The organism is Azospirillum sp. A1-3 (genome assembly GCF_023806445.1).
Lineage (GTDB): Bacteria > Pseudomonadota > Alphaproteobacteria > Azospirillales > Azospirillaceae > Azospirillum.
In genome coordinates this window covers 2,026,200-2,051,746 of the sequence record NZ_JAMSLU010000001.1, presented here as the reverse complement: position 1 = coordinate 2,051,746, position 25,547 = coordinate 2,026,200, and the positions used below count along the sequence as shown (strand labels likewise).

The window sequence follows — 25,547 nt, the reverse complement described above, 5'->3', positions numbered from 1 at the left end:
TTCTGCCCATGATTTGAGCAGGAAAGACGGTTGCCATGCCCAGCCCCATCGCGTTCTCAAGCCCCTTGCCGAAGCCCTTCGATGCCGCGCAGGCGTCGCTGGGGATGGAGCGCTGGCGCCAGCAGGCCGCCGCGGCGGAGCCGGAGACCCGTGCGTGGGCGGAGGCCTTCGCCGATTCGGAAACCGGCCGCGCGCTGATCGAGGCGGTGTGCGGCAACAGCCCGTATCTTGGCCACAGCCTGACGCGGGAGCTGCCCTTCGTCGCCCGGACGGTGCAGGACGGCTTCGACGACAGCTTCGCCGCGCTGATCGCCGCCCTCCATGCCGAGCACGACGAGGAAAAGTCGATGGACCGGCTGATGGCGGGCTTGCGGGTGGCGAAGCGGCGGGCGGCGCTGCTGATCGCGCTGGCCGACATCGCCGGTGCGTGGCCGCTGTTCCGCGTCACCGGCGCCCTGTCGGAGCTGGCGGAGACGGGGGTGCAGCTGGCCGCGAATTTCCTGCTGCGCCGCGCCGGGGAGGCGGGGACGCTGACGCTGCCGGATCCGCAGCGACCGTGGGTCGGTTCGGGCCTGATCGTTTTGGGCATGGGTAAGCTTGGCGGGCGCGAACTCAACTATTCCAGCGACATCGACCTGATCGTCCTGTACGACGACGCTGTTGTGCAGACGCCCCAGCCGGACAACCTCGCGCGAACCTTCATCAGGCTCGCACGCGATCTTGTCCGCATTATGGATGAACGGACCAAGGACGGCTACGTCTTCCGCACCGACCTTCGGCTTAGGCCGGATCCGGGCGCCACGCCTCTGGCGGTTTCCGTCTCCGCAGCCGAAATTTATTACGGCAGCGTCGGCCAGAACTGGGAACGCGCGGCGATGATCAAGGCGCGCCCCATCGCCGGCGATCCGGAGGCCGGCGCTTCCTTCCTCCGCTTCCTGGAGCCCTTCGTCTGGCGCCGCAACCTGGATTTCGCCGCCATCCAGGACATCCATTCGATCAAGCGCCAGATCAACGCCCACAAGGGCCACCGCGAGGTGACGGTCAACGGCCACGACATCAAGGTCGGCCGCGGCGGCATCCGCGAGATCGAGTTCTTCGCCCAGACCCAGCAGCTGATCTTCGGCGGGCGCGACCCGCGCGTGCGAATCGCCCCGACCCTGATGGCGAACGAGGCGCTGCGCGACGTCGGCCGCGTGCCGCCGCAGACGGTGGAGGAGCTTGCCGGGGCCTATCATTTCCTGCGCCGTGTCGAACATCGCATCCAGATGATCGACGACCAGCAGACCCACCGTATTCCTGCCGACGATGCCGGGGTGGCGCATCTGGCGACCTTCCTCGGCTATGACGATCCCGCCGCCTTCCGGGCGGAGCTGCTGGCGACGCTGGGGCAGGTCGAGGACCGCTATGCCGAGTTGTTCGAGGAGGCGCCGTCGCTCTCCGGTCCCGGCAATCTGGTCTTCACCGGCACCGACCCCGATCCCGGCACGGTGGAGACGCTGACGGGCATGGGATTCGCCGACCCGGCGCGCGTCATCAACGTGGTGTCGGCCTGGCACCGTGGCCGCTACCGCGCCACCCGGTCGGGCCGCGCGCGGGAGCTGCTGACCGAGCTGACGCCGGCGCTGCTGAGCGCGCTGGCCAAGACGCCGGCGCCCGATTCGGCGCTGATGAACTTCGACGACTTCTTAGGCAAGCTGCCGGCCGGCGTCGGGCTGTTTTCCCTGTTCGTCGCCAATCCCTGGCTCTTGGAGCTGGTGGCGGAGATCATGGGCATCGCGCCGCAGATGGCGAAGACGCTGTCGCGCAACCCGTCGCTGCTGGATGCCGTGCTGTCGCCGGACTTCTTCGACCCGCTGCCGGGCAAGGAGGACGGGCTGGCCGACGACCATGCCCGGGTCATGGCGGCGGCCCGCGACTTCGAGGATGCTCTGACCCTGTCGCGGCGCTGGACCAACGACCAGCGCTTCCGCGCCGGGGTGCATATCCTGCGCGGCATCACCGACGGCGACCGCTGCGGCGCCTTCCTGGCCGATCTGGCCGACATCGTCGTCCCCGACCTCGCCCGCCGGGTGGAGGAGGAGTTCGCTCAGCGCCATGGCCACATTCCCGGCGGCGCCTGGGTGGTGGTGGCGATGGGCAAGCTGGGCAGCCGGCAGCTGACCATCACGTCGGACATCGACCTGATCGTCATCTACGACGTGGCGCCCGGAGAAGGGCCGCGCCTGTCGGACGGCACCAAGCCGCTGTCGCCCAACGAATACTACATCAAGCTGACCCAGCGGCTGACCAACGCCATCACCGCACCGATGGGCGACGGGCGGCTCTACGAGGTTGACATGCGGCTGCGGCCGTCGGGCAATGCCGGGCCGCTCGCCACCTCGCTGGACGCCTTCCTCAAGTATCAGACCACCGACGCCTGGACCTGGGAGCATATGGCCCTGACCCGCGCCCGGGTGATCGGCGGCGATCCGGCGCTGGCGGACCGCGTGTCGGCGGCGATCCGGTCGGTGCTGACCGCCCCGCGCGATGCCGACCGGCTGCTGTGGGATGTCGCCGACATGCGGCGGCGAATCGAGAAGGAGTTCGGGACGACCAACGTCTGGAACGTCAAATACGCCCGCGGCGGCCTGATCGACATCGAGTTCATCGCCCAGTACCTGCAACTGCGCCATGGGCATGAGCGGCCGGACATCCTGCACATCGGCACCGCCAAGGCGCTGGGTTGCGCCGCCCGGACGGGGGCGCTGGACCCGGAGGTGGCGGAGGATCTGGAGGCGACGCTGCGGCTGTGGCGGCGGGTGCAGGGCTTCCTGCGGCTGACCACCGCCGGGGTGCTCGACCCCAACCAGGTGTCGCCCAGCCTGCTGGCCGGGCTGGTCCGCGCCGCCTTTCCTGACGAGCGTGAGCCTGGCGGTGTTGACTTCCCGGAACTGGACCACAGAATCCGTGCCGTTGCCGCCCGCGCCCATGGTCATTTCAAGGCCCTGGTCGAGGAACCGGCAGGCCGTCTGGCCCCGCCTACCACCACGCCTCCGGCCTGAGAACTCGCTTCCCCGCCGGCAAGAAGAAGGACATTCGAGCAGCCATGACCGTAGACGTCGGATCGCCCGCCCCGGATTTCACCATGCCGACCGACGGCGGGGGCAGCGTCACGCTGTCGGCCCTGCGCGGCAAGCCGGTGGTGCTGTATTTCTACCCGAAGGACGACACGTCGGGCTGCACGTCGGAGGCCTGCGGCTTCCGCGACCAGCTGCCCGACTTCTCCGCCGTCGATGCGGTGGTGATCGGCGTCTCCAAGGACAGCGTCGCCAGCCACGACAAGTTCAAGGCCAAGCACGAGCTGACCTTCACCCTGGCGTCGGACACCGACGGCGCCGTGTGTGAGGCCTATGGCACCTGGGTTGAAAAGAGCATGTACGGGCGCAAATACATGGGGATCGACCGCGCCACCTTCCTGATCGACAAGGACGGCGTGGTGCGCAACGTCTGGCGCAAGGTGAAGGTCACCGGCCATGTTGCCGCGGTCCTGAAGGCCGTGCAGGCGCTGTAACCTCCTACGGGAAGGTGGGGCGCCTTTTTCTCCCGGCATGGACCGGACGGGAAGGGCACCCTGCCGGCCCGGCTATTCCCCCGGCGTGTGGGCTTACGCCCGAAGGGTATTTTTAGAATCGCCCCAAACAAGCCTACACTTCGTGCATTCCCGCACCAGAGGCCGCGCAACCCACCGCGGTTTTGGTCCTTCGGCTGCCCCAGGGATGCACACGCCATGAACGTTGCGAACATTGCCCGGCGCCTCGTCGCCGGAGAGCTTCACTATGCGCTGGGCCGGTTCGAATCGGTGCGGCGCGGCTACAGTGCCCTGCGCCGTCTGTCTCCCCGGTCGCGTCAGCGGGCGCCGGCCGGCCCGCCCATATCCCTGCCTCCGCTCCCCATCAGCCTGTTCCCCGGTCAGACCATCGACCGCGCGCTGGCCGACCTGCGGCGCGACTCGATCGCGCTCGGTTTCGATCTGCCCTGGGCAATGGTGGAGGAGATGGTGGAGTTCGCCACCCACTCCCCCCTGCAGCGGCGGCTGCGCGACGACCGCGTGTTCTATCGCCACAACGTCCGCAAGGGCCGGCTGGAGGATGGGTCGCCCGCGGTGATGGGCATCGTCCCCGATCCGCTGGACTGCCCGGCGGTGCGCCGGGTCTGCCGCGATCCGTTGCTGATGCAATGTGCCGGGGCATTCCTGGGCTTTCCTGCCACCAAGATCATCCCGCGCCTGTTCTGGAGCTTCGTCACCGACGCCACCGACGACGAGCGGCGCCAGCTGGGCCAGACCATCGACTGGCATTACGACGTCCACGACTTCCATTTCTGCTCGGCGCAGTTCTATCTGACCGATGTCGGGCCGGGGGCGGGGGAGCATGCGCTGGTCCGCGGCAGCCATCACGGCAAGTCGCTGCGTATGCTGCTGGGGTCCGCCAACGCCCGCGACGAGGAGCTGTTCACCCGCTTCGCCCGCGACCGCATCCTGGTGGTGGAGGGGCCGGCCGGCACCGGTTTCATCGAGGACACCTCCTGCTACCACCGCGCCACCCCGCCGGTCAGCCGCGAGCGGCTGATGCTGCAGCTCTGGATCAGCTGAGCTAGACTGCGCCGCATCGCCACGAGGGATGCGGATCGGATGATGGAAGCGAAGGACGGGCTGCGCACGGTCGTCGGCCTGATGAGCGGCACCTCGATGGATGGCATCGACGCCGCTTTGCTGCGCACCGACGGCCGCGACCGGGTGGAGCCGCTGGCCTTTCTGACTATCCCCTATGACGACGGCTTCCGCGCCCGTCTGCGCGGCTGCCTGGGACGGACCGACAGCGACGGGACAGTGGCGGCGGTGGAGCGCGACCTGACCGATGCCCATGTCGACGCGGTGCGCCGCCTGCTCGACAAGGCGGGCGTCGCGGCGGCGGCGGTCGATCTGATCGGCTTCCACGGCCACACTATCCACCATGACCCGGACCGGCGCATCACCCGCCAGATCGGCGACGGCGCACGGCTGGCCGCGGCGACCGGGGTCGCCGTGGTCAACGACTTCCGCAGCGCCGACGTTGCCGCAGGCGGGCAGGGGGCGCCTTTGGTCCCGCTGTTTCACCGGGCGCTGGCGCATGGGCTGCCGCGTCCGCTCGCCGTCCTCAACATCGGCGGCGTCGCCAATGTCAGCTGGATCGGCCCCGAATCGGCGGAAGGGGAGGCGGACGTCGTCGCCTGCGATACCGGGCCTGGCAACGCCCTGATCGACGATTGGGTGCTGCGCCACGGGATCGGCCGTTTCGATGCCGGCGGCGCACTGGCGGCGGCGGGGCGGGTGGATGGCGCGGCGTTGGCAGCCCTGATGGCCCATCCCTATTTCGACCGTCCGGCGCCCAAGTCGCTGGACCGCGACGCCTTCGATCCGGCGCCGGTGGCGGCATTGTCGCCGCAGGACGGCGCCGCCACCCTGACCGCCTTCACCGCCGAATCGGTCGCCCGAATCGTGACCCATCTACCGGCCGCGCCGGTGCGCTGGCTGGTCTGCGGCGGCGGGCGGCACAATGCCACGCTGATGGCGATGCTGACCGATCGGCTGGGCGTGCCCGTCGAGTCGGCCGATCTCGTCGGCTGGGATGGCGACGCGTTGGAGGCGCAGGCTTTCGGCTATCTGGCGGTGCGCAGCCGGCTGGGGCTGCCGCTCAGCCTGCCGGCCACCACCGGCGTGCCGGCGCCCATGCCGGGCGGGGTGTTCCACCCGGTCGGCTGACCGGGCCCTGCGCGTCCCGTCCGTTCGGCGGGCAGTGCGTCGCGGCTGCGGGCCGTCGCCAGCAGCACCAGGGCGGCGAAAGGCACCAGCCAGATCACGCGGTTCTGATAGCGGTCATGGACCGCCGACAGCCCGCCGGTGACAATGGCGTTCAGCACCAGCCCCAGCCCGATGACCAGAAGCAGCATCCGCACCCGGTCGCCGACCCGCCGCCAGCGGCCCAGCCCCATCGTGGCGAGCCCCAGCATGCCGAGCGACAAGGACAGATCCTCGACCAGCGCCAGCCTGCTGCGGGGAAAGCGCTGCTGCGTCTGCAGCGAGTGGTCGAAGGCGGCATAGACCGCCGCGGGGAAGCGGCTGAACAACCGGCGGGTCAGCGGCTTGACCGGGTCGTTCAGGGTGTCATCGGACTGGACCTTCAGGAACTGGCTTACGGCGTTGGCGAGACCATGCTCGGCGACCGCGACCGGGCGGCTGGCGATGGTGTCGTGGGCGATCTCCGCCGCCTCGGCCACGAAGCGCGGCTGGTCGCCGAAGCGGCGTCGGGCACCGTCGGGATGCCAGAGGAAATAGTCGGAGGCGACGTAGCCCGGCGCACTGCGTCCCAGCGTGTCCAGGCTGTCGCACAGCAGATAGTCGCGGCTGTGGCAGGCCTCGGCCAGATAGTCGCGGGCCGGACCATCGCCGATCAGCCGGGCCAGCAGGAAGACGGGGGAGCTTTCCGACAGTACCATCCGTCCGGCCGTCAGCAGGTTGGAGGTTGTCAGCAGCCCGGCCGCCAGCACCACCGGCAGCAGCACTCCCAAAGCCAGCGGCCGGAGGATCCCGCGATCCTTCCACAGCGCCCAGAGGCCGAGCAGGACGATCATTCCGCCCAGGATCGCCAGATGGCTGAGATGGGCGACGGTCATGCCGGTGATCGCCGCGACGATCAGCGACCGCTGCACCATGCTGAGCGCCGCCCAGCGAACGACGACGACATAGACCAGCAGGATCAGGAGCCCGGTGAGGAAATCCGGCATGATGGTAGCGGCGTGCAGCGAGAGGCTGGTGGTCAGGCCCAGCACCGCGGCGATGCCAAGGAATATCCCCGGCCGGTCCGGCGCACCCGCCGCAGTCAGGGCGGCTCGTAGGACCGCCGCCGCCAGGATCCCCTGGGCCAGCGGGATCAGCCACACGCCCCAGCCGCTGGCGAAGGGAAGCAGGAACAGCATGTAGCCGAAGGGCCGCAGGAAGAAGATGTTGGCCGAGGGCGGCCCGTGCGGCGACAGGTCCGGCGGGGACGTTCAGGCCGGCTGGGCGGCGCGGTGCAGGATGTTGAAAGCCGGTTCCAGATAGCCCGGCGTGTCGTCGAAGGTCAGCGGAAAACCGTTCAGCACCAGCAGCGGTGCGCCGATCAGGACACCTGCCAGGACGATGATGAGGGCAGGCAAAATCCGGGATTCGTTCCAAAAGCGCATGGGCGCCTTCCGGCTATAGCGGTGGACGACCGGAGGATGGCCGCGTTCGTTGCGACGCACAACGGATCGGGCGTGGTAGGCGTGGGGCTGCGGGGCGCGCTTCCGGCATAACCCCCGGTGGCAGGTCAGGGGTGTTGAGTGGCGGTCGACTCCAGCAGATCGGCCAGCGCCGCCTGCTGGTCGACGCCGCCGAAGTCGGTCTTGCGCTCCATCGCAGCGGCAAGGCGGCGGCGGTACTCGGTGCGCGGGATCTCGATGGCGCCGAAGCGGCTCAGATGCTCCGTCACGAACTGGGTGTCGAGCAGGGCGAAGCCGGCGGCGCGCAGCCGGGCGACCAGATGGACCAGGGCGACCTTGCTGGCCCCGGTCTCGCGGCTGAACATGCTCTCGCCGAAATAGGCGCCGCCGATCGACACCCCGTACAGGCCGCCGACCAACCGGCCGTCGCGCCAGCATTCCACGCTGTGGGCGAAGCCGGAATCGAACAGATCGCCGTAAAGGCGGACGATGTCGTCGTTGATCCAGGTCTTCGGCCGGTCCTCCGTCGATTCGGCGCAGCCCTCGATCACCGCGCGGAAGGCGCTGTCGAAGCGCAGCTCGAACGGGCAGCGCCGCAGCGTCTTGCGCAGGCTGCGCGGCACATGGAAACCGTCCAGCGGCAGGATGCCGCGGAGTTCCGGGTCGAACCAGTGAAGCTCCCGCGATTCGGCGCTTTCGGCCATCGGGAAAATGCCGGCGGCGTAGGCGCGAAGCAGGATCGGGGCGGACAGGGTGAACATGCCGGTCACTATACCCGCTGATGAGGCGGAACGCGCAAACGTTCGGCCGAAGTTAGGCTGAGTGATACTGGTGTCGAGACCCCGCGACAGCAATCTCCTTCCATGGTATGCAACGCAGGGAAGCACATCCGTGGGGAAGACCGTCATGAGAAGCGCCGTCGCCGCCATTCTGTCCGTCATGGTTGCCGGACTGTTCGTCGCAAGCCCCTCCTGGGCGCAGAGGCGGGCGGAGCCGGGCAACTTCGACTATTACCTGCTGTCGCTGTCCTGGACGCCGACCTATTGCGCCCGCGACAAATACGGCCCCGATCCCGACCAGTGCGGCGACCGCAAATACGGTTTCGTCGTCCATGGCCTGTGGCCGCAATACAATGACGGCAGCTATCCCGCCACCTGCACCCGCGACCGCAACCTGCCCAAGGCAGTGGTGGACCAGACCATGCCGGTGATGCCCAGCGTCGGGCTGATGATGCATGAATGGCGCAAGCACGGGACCTGCTCCGGCCTGAACGCCACCGATTATTTCGCCAAGCTGCGCGCCGCGGCGTCCAAGGTGACGATCCCGGAGCAGCTCAAGGTTCCCGGCCCGACCGTGCCGGCAACGCAGGTGGAGCGCCTGTTTCTGGAGGCCAATCCCGGCCTGACGGCGGAGGGGGTTGCGGTCATCTGCTCCCGCCGCGATGTGGCGGAGGTGCGGGTCTGCCTGAACAAGGATCTGGGTTTCGTCGCCTGCGGCCAGAAGGTGGTCGACCGCTGCCGCGACCGCGACGCCGTCCTGTCGCCCGACGTGGTCGCGGCCCAGCCGCGCCGCAGCGCGACTCCGCCGGCCGCCCCGGCCCTGCCGCCGGCGCCTGCCGCGGCACCCGCCCCGGCAAGCGTCCCGGCGCAGTGAGGCTCAGCCGCCCGTCCCCTCCGCCAGCGACGCCATCACCGCCGGGATTTCCGCCAGCAGTTCGCGGGCGAGGAACCCCAGCGGGCCGATGCGGCGGCTCAGCCGGTTGCCGGCCTCGCCATGCAGGTAGACCCCCCAGATGGCGGCTTGCTCCGGACTGGCGCCGCGGGCCAGCAGGCCGGTGACGATCCCGGCAAGAGTGTCGCCCGAACCGGAGGTCGCCAGCCCGACCGTGCCCTCGCGATAGGCCCAACTGCGACCGTCCGGTGCGACGATGCGGGTGCAGCCCCCCTTCAGCGCCACCACCGCCTTCAGCCGGGCCGCCGCCTGCCTGGCACTGCCGAGCGGGTCGGCGTCCACCTGCTCGCGCGGGCAGCCCAGCAGGCCGGCCATTTCGCCGGAATGGGGGGTGATGACCACGCGGCCTTCATGCCGGTGCAGCGGCGCCGGGTCCTGCCCCAGCCCGGCCAGTGCCCCGGCATCCAAAACAAAGCGTAGCCCGTCCCCACTCGAATCCAGCCGCCTCAGCAGGTCGGCGGTCAAGGCCGCGGTTGCGGGCTCGTCCATCATCCCGGGGCCGATCAGCACCGTATCGCAACGCGAGGCGCGCTCAGCCAGCGTCTGGGCCGACTCGGCGGCGATTCCGCCCTCCGGCGTCTCACGCAGGCCGGCGACCAGGGCCTCGGGCAGGACGAGGCCCAGATGGGGGGCGACGCTGGCCACGGTGGCTATCTGCAGCTTGCCGGCACCCGCCCGCAGCACACCGATCCCGGCCAGCAGGGCGCCGCCCGGCACCGGCACGCTGCCGGCCACCACCAGCGCCCTTCCGCGGGTTTCCTTGTCGCCGTCGCCATCCGGCTGGGGCAGGGGCATGCCACGCAGAAGTTCGGCGGTGACGGGGATCTCGGCGTCCAATCGGCTCTCCTCGGCGGGTGGCGATTTATTGGGCGGTGATTTATCGGGCGGCAACGGCGGCATCCGGCTCGGCGGTGACCGGGGCGCCGGCCTCCTCCAACGGAGCGACGAAGTTGTAGCGATGCAACTGCAGTCCGCCGCGTGGCCCGGCCTGGGCATCGAAGCGGTATTCGGTGACGGAGCAGTTGGCGACGTCGCCGGCCGCGTCGACGGCCAGGATTTCCTCCTCCGTCATGTTTTCCAGCAGATAGCGCAGGCACAGCACCACCACCTGATGCCCGACGATCAGCACCCGCCGGCCGCCGTGATGCAGGCTGACGGTGTCGAGCGCGCTGCGCAGCCGCAGGATCACGTCGCACCAGCTCTCGCCCCCGGGCGGACGGTGATAGAACTTGCCGAGCAGGCGGCGGAATTCGGCCTGTTCCGGGAATTCCTGGCGGATGCCGGCGGTGGTCAGCCGGTCGAGCACGCCGAATTCCTTCTCGCGCAGCCGCTCGTCGATGACGAAATCGGCGGGGTCGATCGGCAGCCCGCCCGACTGGTGCAGCCGTTCCGCCGTGCGCAGCGCCCGCCGGTAGGGCGAGGTCAGCACCACGTCCGGCCGCTCCACCGCCGGCATGGCGGCGAACCAGCGGCCGAGCGCATCCGACTGCCGCTCGCCCAGCGGGCTGAGCGGCACGTCGACGTCGCGTTCGTCGATGGCGATCCGGACATGTCCGGCGGCGTGGGCGGCGTCGCGCGCGACGTTCCCGGCGCTCTCGCCATGGCGGACGATCCACAATCGGTCGGGCCAGCGCTGTTGCATCGGCGATCCCGTTTTCTGGTGGAGGAGGCTGCCGGAAATAGATCGGATCGCGCAAAATCGGAATCGATTTGGAGCGTGAATCCGATCGTCAAACGTAAAGCTATAGCGTCGTGCGTTTCATGGAAAACGCACGACGCTATAACCGCCGGGCGGGCCGAAAGGTCCCTCTGCCGTGCAGGTCGCGGTATGGCAGCCATGCTGCCCGTTCCGCCGCTGCGGCGACGCGGCACCTTGCCGCTGGCGCCGGCCGGGCCACACTTTCCTGTCCAGTTTCCAACCAGCAGCCAGTCTTCAATCATACAGGATGGATCGGACATGACGGATAGCCAGGACGCGGCCCCCCTGTTCCAGCCGGTGACGATCGGGCGCCTTACCCTGCCCAACCGCATTGCCATGGCGCCGCTGACCCGCAGCCGCACCGACAACGCCACCGGCGTGCCGACCGCGATGAACGCCGAATATTACGCCCAGCGCGCCAGCGCCGGCCTGATCATCGCCGAGGCGACGCAGATCTCGCCGCAGGGCAAGGGCTATGCCTACACACCCGGCATCCACAGTGCCGAACAGGTGGCGGGCTGGAAGCTGGTGACCGACGCGGTCCATGCGAAGGGCGGACACATGTGCCTGCAGCTCTGGCATGTCGGCCGCATCTCCCACCCCGACTTGCAGCCGGGCGGCGCCTTGCCGGTGGCGCCCTCCGCGGTGAAGCCGGAGATGAAGGCATTCACCGTCGACGGCTTCAAGGACATCCCGCCCCCGCGCGCGCTGGAACTGTCCGAGTTGCCGGGCATCGTCGAGGATTACCGCCGCGCCACCCGCAACGCGCTGGCCGCCGGGTTCGACATGGTGGAGGTGCATGCCGCCAACGGCTATCTGATCGACCAGTTCCTGCGCGACGGCACCAACAAGCGCACCGACGCCTATGGCGGCTCGGTGGAGAATCGCGCCCGCTTCCTGTTCGAGGTGCTGGACGCCGTGGTGGCGGAGGCCGGGGCCGACCGTGTCGGCATCCGCCTGTCGCCGCTGAGCCCGGCCAACGACGCCCAGGAAAGCGACCCGGTCGGCACCTTCAGCCCGGTGATCCGCCGCCTGAACGACTACGGCCTTGCCTATCTGCACATGATCGAGGGGGTGACCCGCGGCCCGCATCCCGGATTCGGCGGCGATCTCGCCGAACTGCGCGGGCTCTACAAGGGCCGCTACATGGCCAACAACGTCTATGACCGCGCCATGGCGATCCAGGCGACGGCCAGCGGCCATGCCGACATGATCGCCTTCGGCCGGCCCTTCATCGCCAACCCGGACCTTGTGGAACGGCTGCGCATCGACGCCCCGCTGGCCGAGCCGGACCAGAAGACCTTCTATGGCGGCGACAGCCACGGCTACACCGACTATCCGACCTTGAACCAGTCGGCGGCCTGATCCGCGGCGCACGGTTCGCGTGCAAAAGATTGCCGAGTCGCGGCGGAACCGGGAAGCAGGGGGTGCCGAAAAGGGGTGGCGGAGCGGCACTTCGGTGCCGCTCCCGTCCATCCGAGGCCCCAAGGGGGAGGGCGCGCGCGTCAAGCGTGAGCCAGGGGTGGGGCAATTAACGGCGATTCGGCCATCTTTCCTTTGGAAGGCTTGACCTGGGACCCGATCCCTGTGACAAAAGACATTCGGCACACTCTATGAGCTTGAAGACACATGTTCGACCGCCCGCCCCGCCAGGGCTTCCGCGCTCCCGAGATCACCAAGTCCAACGTCACCGCCACCGTGAAGTGGTTCAACCCCACCAAGGGGTTCGGCTTCGTGTCGCCTGAGGACGGTTCGCCCGATGCCTTCCTGCACGTCTCTGCGGTTCAGGCCGCCGGCTACGACGCGCTGGACGAAGGCACCACCATCACCTGTGACCTGGCCCGTGGGCCGAAGGGTCCGCAGGTGGCCTCCATCCACACGGTCGATGCGTCGACCGCTCAGCGTTCGGCCCGTCCGCGGACCGGCGGCTTCGACCGTGGCGGCTTTGACCGCGGCGGCTACGATGCCGGCGGCGCCGGTGGCGAAGAAGTCGACGGCACCGTGAAGTGGTTCAATGCCGACAAGGGCTTTGGCTTCATCACGCCCAGCACCGGTGGCAAGGACGTCTTCGTCCACGTCAACGTGCTGCGCCGTTCGGGCATGCAGACCCTTCAGGAAGGCGATCAGGTGCGCGTCACCGTTCGCCAGGGCCAGAAGGGTCCGGAAGCGGGCAAGGTCGAGTACCTGTAAGGCTCCGGGAATCCCGGGCCTCGGCCGCGCGGCGTTCGTCCTCTCCGGACGCGCGCCACACCGGCTGGCTCCGCTTGGCTGAATAGCCTCTTGAGGTCCTGAACCGTACCGGCTCCGGGCCTCCCGGTGGAAATCCGGACTTTCAGCGCACGGCGCATCCCTTCGGGGGCGCGCCGTGCGTTCCTGTCTTTTGTTCTGCTATTTTTGCGGTCCTGGCTCGTGAGCGATCCGGCCGTGGCGCTGTTCGGCCCGGCTGTTCTTTGCGTGTGTCTTCCGCTCTTTCCTTCGTTCCTGCCTTCTTCGTGACGCCTGTTCTCCAGTGCCGCCCTCCGGGGCGGCCGGCGCCACGTCTCCCTCCCGTTACCCCCTTGCTGCCAAAGGTCCGATCCGGCATGAGCGAGGTGCTGACCGACTTAGTCGCCGTCTTGACAGGTGGTGGGGACGGGGTGGCGGGCGGTGGATGGTCCACGGCGCAGCTGATCGGTTTCTGCGGCACCGTCGGCGGCATGCTCTGGCCATTCTTCCGCAGCCGGGCCGGCATGCTGCTGGTGCAGCTGGTGCCCTGCCTGTGCTTCGCTGTGCATTACGCCATGATGGGCGCTCCGACAGCGTCGGCGCTGAACGGGCTTGCGGCGCTGCAGGTGGCGGCGGCGCTGGCGATCGGCGCGCGGCCCGCCTTCCGAATCGTCTATCTGGCAATCCTTCCGGTGATCGCCGTGGTGATGGCCGTCACCTGGACCGGGCTGCCGTCCGTCTTCGCGGCGGCCGGGATGGCGGCGATCAGCCTTGCCCGCTACCAGACGCGGGTTGCACCCTTCCGCGGCATCATGTTGGTGGCTTTGCCTTGTTGGTTCGTGCACAACAGTCTGGTGGGGTCGGTGCCGGCAATGATCTCGGACGTGACCGGAATCGCCGTCAATGCCTGGATGCTGCTGCGCGGCACCGGGCTGACGCCGCCCTCACCAACACCAATGCCACCGGCTGCAGCAGCAATGCCGCCGGCGGCCGGGGAGGCGAAGCTGTCATGACCGTCAACCATTCCAATCTGTCGGCGGAAGACGCCGCCGCACTGCGCGCGATCCCGCTGTTCGCCAAGCTGACCGACCGGGCGGTGTCGCTGCTGGGCGGGGTCGCCATCGTGCGCCCGGTGTCGCGCGGCACCACCCTGTTCCTGCAGGACGAGACGGCCGACCGCTTCTTCGTCCTGCTCGACGGCTGGGTGAAGCTGTACCGCCTGACCCGCGACGGGACGGAGGCGGTGGTCCATGTCATCGGCCCGGCGGAAAGCTTCGCCGAGGCCGCCATGTTCGCCGACGGCAAATTCCCGGTCTGCGCCGAGGCGGTGACCGACGCCCGCGTCCTGACCCTGACCGCCGACGGCTTCGCCCGCTGCCTGCGCGAGGACGACCGCATCGCCTTCGGCATGCTGGGTTCCCTGTCGGTCCGCCTGCGCCATCTGGTGACGCAGATCGAGCAACTCCAGGTCCAGCCGGCGCCGCAGCGGGTCGCCGCCTTCCTGATGCGCGTCTGCCCGCCGGGCGACGGGCCGGCGCAGTTCCAGCTTCCCTTCGACAAGGCGCTGATCGCGCGGCGCCTGGGCATGCAGCCGGAAACCCTGTCGCGTGCGCTGGCCAAGCTGCGTCCCATTGGAGTGGAAACCCAGGGGCTGACCGTCAGCGTCGCCGAACGCGCCACCCTGCGCGCCATGGCAGAGGCCGGCGAGGAGGAGTGACCGCAGGCCGCCGGGCCGGCGCCTTGTGACAGCGTCGGCGCGGCGGTTCAGACCCGATTGACGGCGCTGTCACAAGGTGCGAGTTTGCACCCCTCCCGGTACCGCATTTGTTCAGGATTTCGAGGCAGCGATGGGCGACAGCAAGACGGTGGCGACGGCATCGGATCCGGCGCAGGATCTGGTGGCCTTCGCCGGTGACCGACGCTTCGCCACCGTGATGGCGGACCCGCCCTGGCGCTTCGTCAACCGCACCGGCAAGATGGCGCCGGAGCATCGCCGTCTGTCGCGCTACGGCACCATGACGGTGGAGGACATCTGCGCCCTGCCGGTCGCCGACATTGCCGCCCCGACCGCACACCTCTATCTCTGGGTCCCCAACGCCCTGCTGCCGGAAGGGCTGCAGGTGATGCGCAGCTGGGGGTTCGAGTACAAGACCAACCTGATCTGGCACAAGGTGCGCAAGGATGGCGGGTCCGACGGGCGCGGGGTGGGGTTCTACTTCCGCAACGTCACCGAACTGATCCTGTTCGGCGTGCGCGGCAAGAAGGCCCGCACGCTGCCGCCCGGCCGCACCCAGGTCAACCTGATCGAGAGCCGCAAGCGCGAACACAGCCGCAAGCCCGACGAGCAGTATGAACTGATCGAGTCCTGCAGCCCCGGCCCCTATCTGGAGATGTTCGCCCGCGGCGCCCGGCCCAACTGGTCGGTCTGGGGCAATCAGGCCGACGATGGGTATGAGCCGACCTGGAAGACCTACGCGTTCAATTCCGCGACGGATCGCGAGGCTGCGGCGGAGTAGGGGGCGGCGGAGTAAGAGGCTGGGTCAAAGCAGCCCCACCGCCTCCAGATCGCGCCGCAGCGCCTCGGCGCCCAGGAACAGGTGCGCCGACATTCCCACCGATCGCGCCGTCTCGACATTGTCGGGGTTGTCGTCGATGAAGTAGCAGTCTTTCGGCGCGAGACCGTAACGATCCATCAGCAGCCGATAGATCGCCGGGTCCGGCTTCACCAGTTGTTCCTGACCCGAAACGATGATCCCGTCGAAGCCGTTCAGGAAGTCGAAGCGCTTGCGCGTCAGCTCGAACTTGTCGACCGAGAAGTTGGTGATGGCATAGACGGGAACGCCGCGGGCCTTCAGCTCCGCCAGGATTTCCGGGGTGCCGGGAATCGGGCCGGGCACCATGCGTTCCCACATGTCGTCATAGGCGCGGATCAGTTCGGCGCAGTCCGGATGCTCCTCGATCAGCAGGGCGACCCCGTCCGACCAGGGACGGCCGCGGTCCTGCTCCAGGTTCCAGGCGGGGGTGCAGACCCGGTCGAGGAAATCCTCCATCAGGTCTTCGTAACCGTCGAACAGCTCGCGGTAGAGATGCCGCGGGTCCCATTCGATCAGCACCTGTCCGACGTCGAAGATAACGGCGGACGGCTTGGTTTGCTCGGTCATTCCGGTCATGGAATGGTCCGCCTCAGCCCTTTGCACGGGCGGCTTCGGTCAGCCGCTTCATGTCGTCCAGCCGGATGGCGCCGGGCACCAGCTCGTCGCCGAAGATGAAGGCGGGGGTGCCGCGGATGTTCAGCTTCTCGGCCAGCGCCTGGTTGGCGGCGATCACCTTCAGCACGTCCGGCGACTCCATGTCCTTCTTCAGCCGGTCGGTGTCGAGCCCGACCGACTTGGCCAGCCGCATGATGACGGCCTCGTCCAACTGGCCGCGCTGCGCCATCAGGGCATTGTGGAACTCCATGTATTTGCCCTGCGCGCGGGACGCGAGCGCCGCCTTGGAGGCGACCACGGAGGCCGGACCCAGGATCGGGAATTCCTTCAGGACGAAGCGCAGCTTGGGATCGCCCTTGATCAGCGACTGGGTGTCGGCCTGTACCGCCTTGCAGTAGCCGCACTGGTAGTCGAAGAACTCCACAACCGTGACGTCGCCCTGCGGGTTGCCGGCGACCGGGTCGGCGGGGTTGCGGGTCAGTTCCTGCTTGTTCTCCACCAGGGCCTTGCGGGCCTGTTCGGCCTCCGCCGTCTTCTGGCGTTCCTGCATGGCGTCGACGGCCTGCAGGATCACCTCCGGATGCTCCATCAGATAGTCGCGGACGATCTTCTCGATGGCGGTCTTCTGGGTGCTGTCGAAGCTCGCCGATTGCGCACTGGCCGGGACGGCGGCGGACAGCGCCAGCGCCGCGACGGGCAGGGCCAGCAGGGCGGAACGCAGGAACGGCAGGGCGGGGCGCATGAGGGCGGTCTCCGAAACACGAAGGGAGTTGGGCCGAAGGCCGCCCACACTGGACCGACAATCCGGTCCGGACAAGTGCAAAGCGCCTGCCCGGACCTCACGTTTTAGCGATCGGTAATCTGCGATTGGCGATCAGCGGGCGCGCAGCAGCTCACCCACCGACAGAAGCGCCATCTCGTCGCCGTCCGCCTTGCCGATGGTCCGGCCGGTGGAATAGGGCAGGTTGTTGTCGTTGACGACGACGATGTGGTCGGCGTCGACGACGTTCACCCCCTCCGGCCCCAGATGGGGCATGACGAAGCGGCCTTCCGGCGCCTGCCCGGCACGGGCCTTGTGGTCGGGATCGGCGATGTCGGTCAGGTCGATGTAGCCGACCTTGCGGACGAAACCCTCGGCATCGGCCCCGGCGATGTCGATCTTGTAGATGCGCTTGAAGGCGGCGGGCGCGTTGAAGCAGTCCGGCTTGGCCTCGCCCTGGCAGGCCTGGGGCTTCGCTCCTTCGGTGCTGTCGTCGCGCTCGATCACCAGGGCGCTGCCGGCGTCGATCATCGCCATGTCGGCGACGACGTTGGCGTTGTCCTCCAGCCTGTACTTCCAGGAGCGGCCGGTGTACGTGCGGCTGGCGACGTCGAACTCGAGGATGCGGGTGTACGCGTGGCCGTCCTTGTTCTCGAAGCCGTTGGCGGCGGCGTTCCACAGCGGGCCTTCCAGCGACGGGTACAGCGTCTTGCCGTCCGGCGACACGCCCATCGGCTCGAAACCGCGGGAACGGCGGACCTCGAAGGTGACGGCACCGGGGACCGCCGGCAGGCCGTTGTTGCGGTAATGGTCGGGCGAGCGGGCCGGCTTGCCGTCGATCACCGTCTCATGCACCGCGATGACCACGCCATCGCGGCTCAGCTCCAGGATATAGGGGCCGAATTCCTCGCCGATGAACAGGCGGTCGCCTTGGACCACCAGCGATTCGGGGTCGAAATCGGCGCCGGTCAGGTAGCGGCTGGTGCTGTTCTCGTTGACGATGGCGAAGGGGACCTTGCGGTCGGGATCGCGCAGGAAAATGGTCTCCAGCCGCTGCATGGCGCCGCTCTGCCAGTCCGGCTTGACGCGGTGGACCATCAGCAGGGCGTCGACCGAGTTGACCTTGCTGCCGAAGCCGTTGTCGGTCAGCGCCAGGAACTCGCCGTTGCCCTGCGGCACGATGGCGGAGAAGCCCTGCACCGCCTGACCGGCGACCGGCAGCATGATCTCCGTCCCGCGCGGGGCCTTGGGATCGGCGGCGAAGGAGGTGGCGCGGATGCTGCCGACGGCGTCCACGCGCTTGCGATCGGCATTGGTGAACTTTCCGGCGCTGGCGAACAGCGGCCCGGCATCGGCCGGCGCCTGCACCAGCGTGTCGGCCGGCAGCACCGCATGGCCGGCGAGCGTGGCGGGATAGCGCTTGGCCTGCTGCTCCTGGGCCAGAGCCGGGAGGGCGGCGAGGCCGGCGGACAGAAGGGCCGCGGTGGCGAGCAGGGGGCCGCGCCAGGGGCCATGCCAGGGCTGGGGACGGACGGACGGCATGCGGTGTACTCCGTGGACGAAACCGCGCGCCCGAAACGGATGGGGCGCGCTCGATGTCCGCGGAATAGCAAGCAGCGATGACGTGGCCGGGACGGTTCGGTGACCGTTGCGTTACCAGAAGGACGCTTTCGTCATATGACCCCCAGCTTGGCGTTACGGTCTGCTGACGTTACTGTCCGCCGCCACCGGTCTGGCCGCGGATGTCCTGGGCGCGCAGCCAGCCCGGCGATCCGGCGGGCAGCAGCTTCTCAGCCCGCTCCGCCTGCGCCTTGGCCATCGGCATGTCGCCGCGTGCCAACGCTTCCTCCGCCGTGGCGTAGGCGACCATGCCGTCGTTCTTCTTCATGCTCCAGGCCTGCGCGGTCAGCCGCCACAGGAAGGCGGACTGCGCCTTGCCCTTGGAGGCGATCTGGAGGTTCTTCAGCGCCTCGTCCGCCAGACGGGGATCATGCTGTTCCAAGAGGGCGTGGGCGAGGGAGACACGGATCGTTCCGGCTTCGGAACCAGCCAACTCCACCGCCTTTCGATACGGGGCCGCGGCATCCGGCGCCCGGCCGGTCTGCAGCATCAGATCGCCCTTCATCTCATACAGGTAGGGGTTTTTCGGCTCGTCGGCGATCAGCCCGTCGATCAGCGGCGTCGCCTGCTTGATGTCGCCCTGGCGGAAATAGGCATAGGCGCGGCCATAGCGGGCGGCGGGCGAGGGATCGTTCGCCTTGTAGCGCTGCAGGGCGCCGCGCGGGTCGAGATAGCCGTACAGCTTGGCCTGGATGCGCCGCAGATCGGCCTCCGTCGCCGCCGGCAGATGGGCGTTGGCGTAGTGGGAGCGGGAGACGAAGGACTTCACCGCGTCGATGCGTTCGCGCGTCAGCGGGTGGGTCAGGCGGTAACCGGCGTCGCGGTCGTTCATCAGCGGATCGCCGACCCCCAGCTTCTCCAGGAAGGTTTCCATCCCCTTGGCGGAGATGCCCGACTGTTCCAGGAAGGACAGGCCGGCCTGATCGGCCGACGCCTCCTGCGTGCGGGAGAAGGACAGGTAGTTCCGCTCCGCCAGATGCTGGCCCAGCATGACGCCGGCGGCACCCGCCCCGGCATTGCGCGACGCCAGACCGCCGATGACGCCCAGCCCCATGCCGAGCAGCGAGGAGAGGAAGGCGTTGTCCATCGCCTCCGCCCCGCGCACCAGATGGCCGCCGGAGATGTGGCCGGTTTCGTGCGCGATCACGCCCAGCAACTGGTCGGCATTGTCGACGTCGAGCAACAGCCCGGTGTGGATGAAGATGTTCTGCCCACCGGCGACGAAGGCGTTCACCGTCGGATCGTTGATCAGCAGGATCTGCACCGAATCCGGGTCGACGCCTGCCGCCTGGAAGATTGGCCGGGCCATCTTGCGGATGATATGGTCCGTCTCGGCGTCGCTGAGGATTTGCATCTCCGAGCGGCGCTGCGCGCTCGCCGGTGGCGCTCCCCACACCAGCGACATCAGACAAACGGACATGATGGCGACGACCGAAACCAGCCTGCTGGGCTTGCGCACCGTGACGACCTCCGGCTTGGAACAGCGGATTCCCGCGCGCGACCGGCGGAACTCCGGACCGCGACACACTCGCTTGCAAATCTGGCAACGGTTGGGCGCGGTTGCCATAGCTGCATCACTGCTGCCGGGCTGCGTCAACACCAAGTTCAAGACCGACGCCACGGTGCAGAGCTTCGTCGTCGCCGACGAACCCTATGCCGCCGGTGTGGGGCGCGACATCATCGCCCAGGGCGGCAAGGCCGGTGACGCCGTGGCGGCGATGGCCCTGGCGATGACCGCCAGCCTGCCGTCCCGCGTCGGATTGGCCGGCGGCGGCGTCTGCGTGTTGTTCGATGCCGCCTCGAAGAAGGCGCGCACCATCGATTTCCTGCCGCGTCCGGCCGGTGCCGGCGGCGTCGCCATGCCCGCCATGGCGCGCGGCCTGTTCGCCGTCCAGGCCTCCGCCGGCGTGATGCGGTGGGAGCAGGTCGTCTCCCCGGCCGAACAGTTGGCCCAGTTCTCCCCCGGTCTCAGCCGCGCGCTGGTGCAGGATTTGACCGCTTTCGGCGGGCGGCTGGCGCCCGATTCGGAGACGCGCCGCCGCTTCCTCGGCACCGGTACGCCCGCCGTCGGCGCGGTGGTCGGCCAGCCGGAGTTGGCTGCGACCCTGTCGGTCCTGCGCCGGCAGGGGGTGGGCGCCTTCTACAGCGGGCCGCTCGCCGCCACGGTCGCCCAGGGCACCGGCATCGATCCGGCGCAACTGCGCGCTTATCAGCCGCGCGTCGCCGGAACGCTGACCGTGCCCTTCGACATCTCCGACCTGCATGTGCCCGACCTGAACGAGCCGGAGGCCGGCGCCGCCCTGATCCAGGCCTGGAAGTCGGTGGCATCGCTGCCGCCGGGCGAGCGCGCCACCCGCGCCGCCCAACTGCTGGGCGCCACCGGCAGGGGCGCGACCGCCGCCGGGGCCGGGGTGATGGTGATCGATCCGGACGAGAACGGCGCCGCCTGCGCCTTCACCCAGGGGGCGCCCTTCGGCACCGGCCGCGGCATCCCCGGCACCGGCATGCTGGTGGCCCAGGGGGTTGACCGCGGCGGCTTCGGCGCGCCGGCGCTGATCGCCAACTCCATCATCGGCCGCACCCTGTTCGCCGGAGTCGGCACCGCCAACGGCGACGACGGTCCGGCCGCCGGCCCGGCCGCACTGCTGTCGGCCGCCCTTCCGGCCGGTCTGGAGGACAAGTCCACCGCCCCGCAGATCCAGGCGGCCCGTCCCCAATCCATCCCCGGACGGGTCAGCTTCGCCGGTTGCCGGGTTTCGATCGAGGATGGGGTCCGCTATTGCCAGACGGCAATCGACCCGCGCGCCGGCAGCCTGGGGCTGACGGTCGAAAGCGAACGCAAGCGGGAATGACACTGCCGGAAAACGGCACGCCTTAAGAGAGCCCGCCCAAAGAAAGTTAGAGACGGACGATCATGAGCAAGCAGCCCAAGGTTTCCAAGCGGGGCGCCATCCCGCCCTTCTTCGTGATGGAAGTGATGCACGCCGCGGCCGAGCGCGAAGCCGCCGGCCTGGAGGTCCTGCACATGGAGGTGGGGCAGCCCTCCACCGGCGCGCCGAAGGGCGTGGTGCAGGCGGCGGCCACCGCGGTGGCCGGCGCCGACCCGCTGGGCTACACCGGCGCGCTCGGCATCCCGCCGCTGCGTGCGGCCATCGCCAAATGGTACAAGGACCGTTACGGCGTCGATGTGCCGGAGCGCCGCGTGGTCGTCACCACCGGGTCGTCGGGCGCCTTCCAGTTGGGCTTCCTCGCTGCCTTCGATCCGGGCGACCGGGTGGCGATGGCGTCGCCCAGCTATCCGGCCTACCGCCACACCCTGACCGCCGCCGGCGTCGTCCCGGTGGAGCTGCCGACCGGGCCGGAGCATCGCTTCCAGCCGACCGTCGAGCTGCTGGAAGCCCTGGACGAGCCGGTGCAGGGCCTGATCGTCGCCAGCCCGGCCAACCCGACCGGCACGATGCTGAGCCGTGAGGAACTGACCTCCCTGTCCGACTGGTGCCGCGCCAACGGCGTGCGCATGGTGTCGGATGAGATCTACCACGGCCTGACCTATGGCACCGACGCGGTGACCGCCGCCGAGGTCAACGACCAGGCGCTGGTGGTCAACAGCTTCTCCAAATATTTCTCGATGACCGGCTGGCGTCTCGGCTGGATGATCGTGCCGGACGACCTGCTGCGTTCGGTCGAATGTCTGGCGCAGAACCTGTTCATTTCCGCGCCGACTCTGAGCCAGGTCTCGGCGGTCGCCGCCTTCGACTGCACGGAAGAGCTGGATGGCCATGTCGCCCGCTATGCCCGCAACCGCAAGCTGCTGCTGGAGGAGCTGCCGAAGGCCGGCTTCACCAAGATGGCTCCGGCGGACGGCGCCTTCTACATCTATGCCGACGTTTCGGACATGACCGACGACAGCGAGGTACTGGCGAAGCGGATCCTGGAGGAGACGGGCATCGCCTGCACCCCTGGCATCGATTTCGACACTGCCCGCGGTCGCCGCTTCCTGCGCTTCAGCTTCGCCGGGTCGGAGGAGACCATCGCCGAGGCGGCGCGCCGGCTGATCGCCTGGAGGGCGGGGAAGTAATGGACCTGTTGGACGGGGGCGGCTGCGGCAGCCCCCGTCCATCCCTCAAAACAGATGCTGCCCGCCGGTGATGAAGGTCTCCGTGCCCGTCACATAGGCCGAGTCCGGCCCACAGAGATAGAAGATCACCGCAGCGACATCCTCCGGCGTGCCCATGCGCTTCAGCGGGATGCGCGGGATCAGCACGTCGTATTCCGGGCCGGTCATCGCGGTCTCGATCTCGCCGGGGGCGACGGCGTTGACGCGGACGCCGATCTCAGCGAACTCCACCGCCATTTCGCGGGTCAGGCCGGACAGCGCCGCCTTCGAGGTCGAATAGGCCGAGCCGGCGAAGGGATGCACCGAATGGCCGGCGATGGAGGTGACGTTGACGATCGCCCCCTTCGCCCGCGACAGCGGGGCGGCGAAGCCGCGCGCCAGCACCAGGGCGGCGAAGAAGTTCAGCTCGAACACCCGGTGCCAGCCCTCGATCGAGCCGTTCAGGCAGCCGAGCCGCTCCTTGATCGGGGTCTTGGGCGAGATGCCGGCATTGTTGATCAGGGCGTGCAGCGGCGCGCCGTCCAGCGCCTTGTTCGCCTCCTCCACGAAGGCGGCGCGGCTGGCCGGGTCCGACAGGTCGGCCGGGATGTGGTGGGTCCAGTTGGGATCGCGCCGGCAATGGTCCGGCACCTCCTCGCGCGAGCAGGAGATCACGCGCCAGCCTTCGTTGCTGAACCGGGTGACGGTGGCGTGTCCGATACCCCGGCTGGCGCCGGTGAGAATGACGACTTTGCGGTGCGGCATGGGGGGCTGCGCTTCACGAATGATTGCGGTCGGCGGGGAAGGCGGACGCCCTGGGAACGGCCTCGGGGTTACGGATGCGGGAGTCGAATGATCCCCCATCCGCCGGTGGTCCGCCGCCTGCGGCGATCCTACCCGCCGCCGCTTCGCCTGTCATCCGCCAGTATGCCGGCCGCCCATTCGCTGTTGGGCGCGACTGAACGACGCAATCGCCGGCTTTGTCCATTGACCTTGTGCCCGACAGTTCCAACCTTGGCGCAATCCCCGCACCGACGGAGCCAGCCCTTGCCGCGCCAGCCCTTCCGTCCCGCCGCCGCCGTTCCGCGCCGCCGCATCGCCCTGCTGACCGTCGCGGCGCTGTTCCTGAGCGCTCCCACCGCTTGGGCCACGGAGGCCAAGGCCGAGGACGCCGCGCGTATCGGCTGCGTGCCGCCCGGCGTCTGGGCGGACGGCACCGGAACGGCGGTGGAGCCGGTGCCGCTGCTGCGCCGGATCGCCGAGGCGCCCGTGGTTCTGCTGGGGGAGCAGCATGACAAGCCGGACCACCACCGCTGGCAGCTTCATACTCTGGCCGGGCTGCACGCGCTGAACCCCGATCTGGCCGTCGGGATGGAGATGCTACCGCGCCGGCTGCAGCCGGTGCTCGACCGCTGGGTGGCGGGAGAGCTGACGGAGGGCGAGTTCCTGAAGCAGACGGATTGGCGCAGCGTCTGGGGCTTCGATCCGCAATTCTATCTGCCGATCCTGCAGTTCGCCCGTCTGCACCGGCTGCCGGTGGTGGCGCTGAATGTGGAGCGATCGCTGGTCAGCCGCACAGCCCGCAATGGCTGGGCCGCCATCCCGGAGACGGATCGCGAGGGCGTCGGCACGCCGGCCCCGCCGACCGAGGCCTACCGCAACCGCCTGACCGAGACGCTGGCGGCGCACGACCACTCGGAAGCCCGCGCCGCCGCGCCCGACGATGCCCCCAACAAGGCGGCCCAGCGCTTCATCGAGGCGCAAGGCGTCTGGGACCGCGCGATGGCGGAGAAGATCGCCGAGACCCGCCGCACCACCGGACGTAGCGTGGTCGGCATTCTCGGCGAGGGGCATGTGGCCCAGCGGGAGGGTGTGCCGCACCAGCTGGGCGACCTCGGCATTCGCGACGCCGTCGTGCTGCTGCCCTGGGACGCCGACCGCGACTGCGACGATCTGGACGGCCGCATCGCCGATGCCGTCTTCGGCCTGGGGCCGGCGCGGGAGGATGCCGAACCGCAACGCCCCAAACTGGGCGTGCAGCTCGACCCCGGGCCGGAAGGGATCACGGTCGGGGCGGTCGGCGACGGCAGCGTGGCCGCTGCGGCCGGCCTGCGCACCGGCGACCGCATCCTGGTCGCCGCGGGAACGCCCGTGCGTGCACCGGCCGATCTGGTGGCGGTGATCCGCCGTCAGGCGCCGGGCACTTGGCTGCCGCTCACCATCCGCCGCGACGGGGCGGAGCAGGAACTGGTGGCGAAGTTCCCGACGGAGAGGGCAGGGACGCCTTAAAGCATCTTCTCCCACCGCGCCAGCGCATCGGGCGTGGGATTGACCGCCGGGGCACAGTCCAACTGGCCGAGCCGCTCATGATGCTCGCGAAGGGCCCAGACGACGGTGGGGAAGGCAAGCTCGCTCCAGGGAATGTCCTTCCAGGCGAACAGGCCGACCTCCAGGCTCTCCGGGCCGGGTTCCACATCGGGGGACAGCAGGCGGGCGCGGAAGATCATCTGGACCTGGCTGATGCGCGGGATGTCGTAGATCGCCAGCAGATGGTCGATGTCGATGCGCGCCCGTGCCTCCTCCCAGGCTTCGCGGGCGGCGCCGTCGCGGGTGCTTTCGCGCTCTTCCATATAGCCGGCGGGCAGCGTCCAGAAGCCCTTGCGCGGTTCGATGGCGCGGCGGCAGAGCAGGATGCGGCCATCCTCCCAAGTCGCCACCGCCCCGACCACGATCAGCGGGTTCTGGTAGGCGATATAGCCGCAGTCCGGGCACATCAGCCGCTCGCGATCCTCGCCGGGCGGAATGGCGCGGACGCGCGGTCCCCCGCAGTCGGGGCCGCAATCGGGGGAATTGTTGTCGGGGAGCGTGTCGTTCGGCATGGCTTCCGATATGGCGCCGTATCCTTGATTGGGCAAGCGGGGAAAGCGGCGGCTCGGCCGGTGCGGCCCTCTGTCCGTTCGCGGCCTGTTC

Annotated in this window: 24 protein-coding genes; 13 read left to right on the top strand and 11 right to left on the bottom strand. The window is 69.1% G+C overall.

Translation table 11 applies throughout. The features are described from left to right. Window positions 1–35: 35 nt before the first annotated feature. From M5E06_RS09815 to M5E06_RS09800, 4 genes are all read left to right on the top strand, one after another. Window positions 36–3,041, top strand: a complete 3,006-nt coding sequence (locus M5E06_RS09815) for a bifunctional [glutamine synthetase] adenylyltransferase/[glutamine synthetase]-adenylyl-L-tyrosine phosphorylase (protein ID WP_252138007.1) — start codon at window positions 36–38, stop codon at window positions 3,039–3,041. Window positions 3,042–3,085: 44 nt separating this feature from the next. Continuing rightward, window positions 3,086–3,550 carry a thioredoxin-dependent thiol peroxidase gene (gene bcp / locus M5E06_RS09810; protein ID WP_109150874.1) on the top strand — a complete coding sequence of 155 codons (465 nt, stop codon included), beginning with the start codon at window positions 3,086–3,088 and terminating at the stop codon, window positions 3,548–3,550. A 216-nt stretch (window positions 3,551–3,766) separates the two neighbouring features. Continuing rightward, a complete protein-coding gene (locus M5E06_RS09805; protein ID WP_109150875.1) occupies window positions 3,767–4,630 on the top strand; it encodes a phytanoyl-CoA dioxygenase family protein in 864 nt (287 codons plus the stop codon). A 39-nt stretch (window positions 4,631–4,669) separates the two neighbouring features. Then, a complete protein-coding gene (locus M5E06_RS09800; protein ID WP_252138006.1) occupies window positions 4,670–5,779 on the top strand; it encodes an anhydro-N-acetylmuramic acid kinase in 1,110 nt (369 codons plus the stop codon). Here M5E06_RS09800 and M5E06_RS09795 read toward each other — a convergent pair. From M5E06_RS09795 to aat, 3 genes are all read right to left on the bottom strand, one after another. Next, the gene (locus tag M5E06_RS09795; protein ID WP_252138005.1) at window positions 5,677–6,993 is read right to left on the bottom strand and encodes a hypothetical protein; all 1,317 of its coding nucleotides are present in this window, start codon (window positions 6,991–6,993) and stop codon (window positions 5,677–5,679) included. The two genes, M5E06_RS09800 and M5E06_RS09795, sit on opposite strands and share 103 nt — an antisense overlap. Window positions 6,994–7,065: 72 nt before the next feature. Beyond that, a complete protein-coding gene (locus tag M5E06_RS09790; RefSeq protein ID WP_252138004.1) occupies window positions 7,066–7,239 on the bottom strand; it encodes a hypothetical protein in 174 nt (57 codons plus the stop codon). 125 nt (window positions 7,240–7,364) lie between these two features. After that, the gene (gene aat / locus M5E06_RS09785; RefSeq protein WP_252138003.1) at window positions 7,365–8,018 is read right to left on the bottom strand and encodes a leucyl/phenylalanyl-tRNA--protein transferase; all 654 of its coding nucleotides are present in this window, start codon (window positions 8,016–8,018) and stop codon (window positions 7,365–7,367) included. A 145-nt stretch (window positions 8,019–8,163) separates the two neighbouring features. Here aat and M5E06_RS09780 point away from each other — a divergent pair, with 145 nt between their 5' ends. Next, window positions 8,164–8,910, top strand: a complete 747-nt coding sequence (locus tag M5E06_RS09780; RefSeq protein WP_252138002.1) for a ribonuclease T2 family protein — start codon at window positions 8,164–8,166, stop codon at window positions 8,908–8,910. A 3-nt stretch (window positions 8,911–8,913) separates the two neighbouring features. Here the strand turns inward: M5E06_RS09780 and M5E06_RS09775 are convergent, their stop codons facing one another. Together M5E06_RS09775 and M5E06_RS09770 are read right to left on the bottom strand one after the other, a co-directional pair. Beyond that, entirely contained in the window at window positions 8,914–9,825 is a 912-nt protein-coding gene (locus M5E06_RS09775) for an NAD(P)H-hydrate dehydratase (RefSeq protein WP_252138001.1), read from the bottom strand. A gap of 40 nt (window positions 9,826–9,865) precedes the next feature. After that, a complete protein-coding gene (locus tag M5E06_RS09770; protein WP_252138000.1) occupies window positions 9,866–10,630 on the bottom strand; it encodes a histidine phosphatase family protein in 765 nt (254 codons plus the stop codon). 315 nt (window positions 10,631–10,945) lie between these two features. On the opposite strand from M5E06_RS09770, the gene M5E06_RS09765 reads away from it, so the two are divergent. The 5 genes from M5E06_RS09765 to M5E06_RS09740 all read left to right on the top strand — a co-directional run bounded on the left by M5E06_RS09765 (window position 10,946) and on the right by M5E06_RS09740 (window position 15,408). Further along, a complete protein-coding gene (locus tag M5E06_RS09765; RefSeq protein ID WP_252137999.1) occupies window positions 10,946–12,052 on the top strand; it encodes an alkene reductase in 1,107 nt (368 codons plus the stop codon). A 264-nt stretch (window positions 12,053–12,316) separates the two neighbouring features. Beyond that, a complete protein-coding gene (locus tag M5E06_RS35520; protein WP_136704505.1) occupies window positions 12,317–12,877 on the top strand; it encodes a cold-shock protein in 561 nt (186 codons plus the stop codon). 392 nt (window positions 12,878–13,269) lie between these two features. Further along, window positions 13,270–13,905 carry a YgjV family protein gene (locus tag M5E06_RS09750; protein ID WP_252137998.1) on the top strand — a complete coding sequence of 212 codons (636 nt, stop codon included), beginning with the start codon at window positions 13,270–13,272 and terminating at the stop codon, window positions 13,903–13,905. After that, on the top strand, window positions 13,902–14,609 hold the full coding sequence (locus tag M5E06_RS09745; protein WP_252137997.1) for a Crp/Fnr family transcriptional regulator: 708 nt from the start codon (window positions 13,902–13,904) through the stop codon (window positions 14,607–14,609). The genes M5E06_RS09750 and M5E06_RS09745 overlap by 4 nt, the downstream gene beginning before the upstream one ends. A gap of 130 nt (window positions 14,610–14,739) precedes the next feature. Then, window positions 14,740–15,408 (top strand): MT-A70 family methyltransferase, encoded by a 669-nt coding sequence (locus M5E06_RS09740; protein WP_109150884.1) that lies wholly within the window; start codon window positions 14,740–14,742, stop codon window positions 15,406–15,408. A gap of 24 nt (window positions 15,409–15,432) precedes the next feature. Here the strand turns inward: M5E06_RS09740 and M5E06_RS09735 are convergent, their stop codons facing one another. The 4 genes from M5E06_RS09735 to M5E06_RS09720 form a co-directional block, all read right to left on the bottom strand. Then, window positions 15,433–16,062, bottom strand: coding sequence for an HAD family hydrolase (locus tag M5E06_RS09735; protein ID WP_252137996.1), 630 nt, complete (start codon window positions 16,060–16,062; stop codon window positions 15,433–15,435). 13 nt (window positions 16,063–16,075) lie between these two features. After that, window positions 16,076–16,843, bottom strand: a complete 768-nt coding sequence (locus M5E06_RS09730; protein WP_252137995.1) for a DsbA family protein — start codon at window positions 16,841–16,843, stop codon at window positions 16,076–16,078. A gap of 132 nt (window positions 16,844–16,975) precedes the next feature. Then, window positions 16,976–18,403: an esterase-like activity of phytase family protein gene (locus M5E06_RS09725; protein ID WP_252137994.1), complete on the bottom strand. Its 1,428-nt coding sequence runs from the start codon at window positions 18,401–18,403 to the stop codon at window positions 16,976–16,978. Window positions 18,404–18,572: 169 nt separating this feature from the next. Beyond that, on the bottom strand, window positions 18,573–19,940 hold the full coding sequence (locus M5E06_RS09720) for a M48 family metalloprotease (RefSeq protein ID WP_252137993.1): 1,368 nt from the start codon (window positions 19,938–19,940) through the stop codon (window positions 18,573–18,575). On the opposite strand from M5E06_RS09720, the gene M5E06_RS09715 reads away from it, so the two are divergent. Beyond that, window positions 19,900–21,333, top strand: coding sequence for a gamma-glutamyltransferase (locus M5E06_RS09715; RefSeq protein WP_252137992.1), 1,434 nt, complete (start codon window positions 19,900–19,902; stop codon window positions 21,331–21,333). The genes M5E06_RS09720 and M5E06_RS09715 overlap by 41 nt on opposite strands. 62 nt (window positions 21,334–21,395) lie before the next feature. Beyond that, a complete protein-coding gene (locus M5E06_RS09710; RefSeq protein ID WP_252137991.1) occupies window positions 21,396–22,559 on the top strand; it encodes a pyridoxal phosphate-dependent aminotransferase in 1,164 nt (387 codons plus the stop codon). A 45-nt stretch (window positions 22,560–22,604) separates the two neighbouring features. Here M5E06_RS09710 and M5E06_RS09705 read toward each other — a convergent pair whose 3' ends face one another. Next, entirely contained in the window at window positions 22,605–23,342 is a 738-nt protein-coding gene (locus M5E06_RS09705; protein WP_109153506.1) for an SDR family NAD(P)-dependent oxidoreductase, read from the bottom strand. A 282-nt stretch (window positions 23,343–23,624) separates the two neighbouring features. On the opposite strand from M5E06_RS09705, the gene M5E06_RS09700 reads away from it, so the two are divergent. Beyond that, window positions 23,625–24,866: a ChaN family lipoprotein gene (locus M5E06_RS09700; protein ID WP_252137990.1), complete on the top strand. Its 1,242-nt coding sequence runs from the start codon at window positions 23,625–23,627 to the stop codon at window positions 24,864–24,866. Here M5E06_RS09700 and M5E06_RS09695 read toward each other — a convergent pair. Continuing rightward, complete coding sequence (locus tag M5E06_RS09695) at window positions 24,863–25,456, bottom strand: NUDIX hydrolase (protein WP_109153505.1); 594 nt, start codon at window positions 25,454–25,456, stop codon at window positions 24,863–24,865. The two genes, M5E06_RS09700 and M5E06_RS09695, sit on opposite strands and share 4 nt — an antisense overlap. Between the last annotated feature and the right edge of the window lie 91 nt (window positions 25,457–25,547).